This window comes from Komagataeibacter kakiaceti JCM 25156, from assembly GCF_000613305.1.
In genome coordinates, this window is record NZ_BAIO01000211.1 from 1 (window position 1) to 3,846 (window position 3,846).

Annotated in this window: 5 protein-coding genes; 2 read left to right on the plus strand and 3 right to left on the minus strand. The window is 64.8% G+C overall.

The annotated features are described in order from the left end of the window. The coding region (locus JCM25156_RS10795) for a pyridoxal-phosphate dependent enzyme (protein WP_025813087.1) at positions 1-591 on the minus strand (591 nt) is incomplete at its 3' end. A gap of 150 nt (positions 592-741) precedes the next feature. Here JCM25156_RS10795 and JCM25156_RS10800 point away from each other — a divergent pair. Beyond that, positions 742-1,173, plus strand: coding sequence for a rhodanese-like domain-containing protein (locus JCM25156_RS10800; RefSeq protein ID WP_025813088.1), 432 nt, complete (start codon positions 742-744; stop codon positions 1,171-1,173). On the opposite strand, the gene JCM25156_RS10805 is transcribed toward JCM25156_RS10800, so the two are convergent. Next, on the minus strand, positions 1,160-2,053 hold the full coding sequence (locus tag JCM25156_RS10805) for a DUF2272 domain-containing protein (protein WP_025813089.1): 894 nt from the start codon (positions 2,051-2,053) through the stop codon (positions 1,160-1,162). The genes JCM25156_RS10800 and JCM25156_RS10805 overlap by 14 nt on opposite strands. Before the next feature lie 201 nt (positions 2,054-2,254). Here JCM25156_RS10805 and JCM25156_RS10810 point away from each other — a divergent pair, with 201 nt between their 5' ends. Beyond that, complete coding sequence (locus tag JCM25156_RS10810; protein ID WP_034959380.1) at positions 2,255-3,253, plus strand: aldo/keto reductase; 999 nt, start codon at positions 2,255-2,257, stop codon at positions 3,251-3,253. 103 nt (positions 3,254-3,356) lie between these two features. Here the strand turns inward: JCM25156_RS10810 and JCM25156_RS10815 are convergent, their stop codons facing one another. Next, positions 3,357-3,722 (minus strand): hypothetical protein, encoded by a 366-nt coding sequence (locus tag JCM25156_RS10815; RefSeq protein WP_025813092.1) that lies wholly within the window; start codon positions 3,720-3,722, stop codon positions 3,357-3,359. Positions 3,723-3,846: the final 124 nt, after the last annotated feature.

Here is a 3,846-nt window from a genome sequence, read left to right on the forward strand (position 1 = left end):
CAGCGTGACGCCCGCCAGCGTGCCGCCCGTGCCGCACGAGCAGGTGAAGGCGTCGATCCGGCCTTCGGTCTGTTCCCAGATTTCGGGGGCGGTGGTGTGGCGGTGCCCCTCACGGTTGGCGGTGTTGTCGAACTGGTTGGCCCACACGCCGCCCGTTTCCTCGGCCAGACGGCGCGAGACATGGACGTAGTTGCCCGGATCCCGGAACGGTTTGGCGGGCACAAGGCGCAGATCCGCGCCGATCATGCGCAGGAAGTCGATCTTTTCCTGGCTCTGGGTTTCCGGCATGACGATGATCGAGCGGTAGCCGCGCGCGTTGGCCACCAGCGTCAGCCCGATGCCGGTATTGCCCGCCGTGCCTTCCACGATCGTGCCGCCGGGCCTGAGCACGCCCCGGCGCTCGGCGTCGTTGATGATGGCCAGCGCCGCCCGATCCTTGACCGAACCGCCGGGGTTCATGAATTCCGCCTTGCCGTAAATATCGCATCCCGTCGCTTCCGACGCCTGCCGCAGCCGGATCAGCGGCGTGTGGCCGACGGCGGCCGGCATGTCGGGGGAGAGGGGCAAGACGGGATTTGCACTTTTGGCCATAAGGCAGCACCTTCACTGGTCTGGATAATATCATGCGGCACGGCTGGTGGCAGGTTCAGTCATGTCGTGCGTATTTCATTCCCTACTATCAGGAATGGCGGCGACTTGGCATATCCCGGCAACAGGTTTTGCCGCAGAAAGGAAACGGTAATGATTGAAGATATTTCACCCGCCGCCACATGGGAAGCCGTGCAGGGCGATCCCGATACCTATCTGGTGGACGTACGCACCCCCATGGAGTGGGCGCAGGTGGGCGTGCCCGACCTGTCCGGCGCGGGCAAGGAAGTGGTGCGCGACAGCTGGCAGTTGCCGCCGGTGGGGGAGATCAATCCCGATTTCATCGCCACGCTGGAAAAGGCGGGGATTGGTAAGACCGCGCGGATTTACTTCATCTGCCGTTCCGGCATGCGCAGCATGGCCGCCGCCCACGCGGCCTATGAAGCCGGTTACCACAACGTGTTCAACGTGGCCGATGGATTCGAGGGACCGGAGGACGCCACCGGCCGCCGTGGCCGCCTTGCGGGCTGGCAGGCGTCCCGACTGCCCTGCATGCAGCTGATACGGCGCCCTACTGGCTGGTGACGGGTTCGCGGTCGGCGTCGTAACGGACCTGCAGCACCACGCACCACGGGTAACGTGGGTCGAGACTGTTGCCCCTGCGGTCGGTCAGGCGTCCATCGGGGGCGATCGGCACATGGGTCAGGGCGACCGCGTCATCTATGTTGCCACCGATGATGCTGAGCTGGTGGCCGAAGGGCGCGTCATCCTGCCCAGTGGCCACCACGATGCCGCAATGGGCGGGAAAGCCCTGCGGAGTCGGCAGGTCGCGAAAGCGCACCGATTTGCTGGCCCCGCGCCCCACACAGATCAGATCCCCCGCCTTCGGGGCGTAATGGGCGGGATTGCGCGCCCTGACGCCCTTTTCCTGCCCCGATGCGGCGGCATTGATATAGGTCGCGTGATTGGGGGAATAGGCGAAGCGGTCATTCGCCCCCGTCACCCGCATCACATAGGAAATGAAGGCCGCCGACCACGCGTAAAGCCCGTCATGCACGAAATCGGTTATGTGCCCGTCCGCGTCGTGCTTGCCATCCCATGAGGCTTCGGTCTCCTCCGGGTCCTGCCCGATCCACCAGTATTCGCCCACGCGCTGCCACAGGCCGGGCGTGCGTTCGGGCTTGACGGCGGGCGTTGTGGGTTCGGGGCGCAGCAGCGGGTCGTCATCACTGACCGGCTGGCCGAACAGCCGCCATTCGCGCAGGGCGATGGCCACCACGTCCTGTCGGGTAAAAGGTTCGTAACCACGGGTGGCGAAATCGGGCACATGCGTGTTCACGACCAGCGGGCCCGTGCCCGTGGCGTACTGCGCGGCGGGCGTCATGGCCCGGTGGGCGTGATCCCCGGGGCCGGACGCGCAGGCCGCAAGGCAGGCCAGGGGGGCGAGAAAGGCTATCTTGCGCAAGATCGGCACTCCGTTGCGGGCAGCAGATTCCCTGCATACGGTGCCTGCCAGCCTGACGGAAGGGTTGGTCCCGCAAAAAGGGACCGTTCCCTTCTCCCGTGGCGGCGGGGGGAGGGTAACATGCGCGCGCATGCTGTGGCACAGTCACGCCCGCGGGGAAAATATCCGCCATGACCAATGTACAGACAGGGAGAAGACTTCATGACGGAAACGTCTGTGATGGAAACCACCACGATCCGTGGGCTGAAACATCCCGTATCGCGCATCGCCCTGGGCACATGGGCCATTGGTGGCTGGATGTGGGGCGGCCCGGATGACCGGCAGGCCATCGCCACCATTCACGAAGCGGTTGAACTGGGCATCACATTGGTGGACACCGCGCCCGTCTACGGTTTTGGCCATTCGGAGGAAATCGTGGGGCAGGCCCTTCAGGGGCGGCGTGACAGGGTGGCCATCGCCACCAAGGTCGGCCTTGACTGGACGGCGGACCACAAGCCGTTCCGCAACACGTCGGCCGCGCGCATCCGCAAGGAAATCGAGGACTCGCTGCGCCGCCTGCGCACCGATTACATCGATCTCTATCAGGTCCACTGGCCTGATTCGGCCGTTCCGATGGAGGAAACCGCCCGCACCCTCGAAGAACTGGTGCGTGAGGGCAAGGTGCTGGCCCTTGGCGTAAGCAATTTCACCGTGGACCAGATGGAGGCGTTCCGGGCATTCGCTCCGCTATCCGCCGTGCAGCCGCCCTATAACCTGTTCGAGCGCGAGATGGAGCGCGACATCCTGCCCTATGCCCGCCAGCACGATCTGGCCATTCTGGCCTATGGGCCGCTATGTCGTGGCCTGCTGTCGGGCAAGATGACGGCGCGGACGGAATTCGGCTCCGACGACCTGCGCAGCGCCGACCCGAAGTTCCAGTCGCCGCGTTTCGCCCAGTATCTGGAGGCGGTGCGGCAGTTGCAGGACTTCGCGCGTGAGCGGCATGGCAAGTCGCTTCTGGCGCTGGCGATTCGCTGGGTGCTGGATCAGGGGCCGACCATCGCGCTGTGGGGCGCGCGCCGCCCGGACCAGATCGCGGCGGTGGCGGACGCCTGTGGCTGGCATCTGGATGCCGATGACCTGCGCGAGATCGATACGATCCTGCGGACCTGCATCAAGGATCCCGTGGGGCCGGAATTCATGGCGCCACCGGGCCGTTGATTATCTGAACCGATAGACAGGTAAAAGTTTTCAGGGGCCGCCCCTGTTCAGGAAGGCGGCGTTCCCTGAAGCTTTTGGCAAGAAGCTTTACCAAATTCGTCTCTTACTGGTCGATCCGCCCGCCTACGTTACTTTCGTAATGTGCCTTCCATGCTCCGGCTTCCACCATGCACACGGCGAAATATTTCTTGTGGCTGCTGCCCGCCGCGACCTGTGTGCTGTTCCCGCTGCCGTTGTACAGCGCCCCGATGGAAGACTGCGTTTCACACCGCTGCGTGGCGGAGATGTAGCGGGGATCCTGCCGGTCGTAAGCGGGTTCGTAATTGCGGATGTACCCGTAGGGTGAATTGGTATGGGGGTGGCGCTGATGCACTTCGAAATGATGCGAGCGGGCATGGGCGCATGACGCCGCCATGACAAGACCCATGCCAAGGCACAGCCCGGCGGGCAGGGCGCGGATGAAAGGCATGAGCTGTATCTCCCGTCGGTGTCATGGCGTTGTGGCGGGCGCGATCATAGCGCCGCCATCCGGTTCTGTCAGGCCGGGTGGTCCGGGGCCTATCCTTCGGCGGCCTGCGCCACCGCGATCGGGG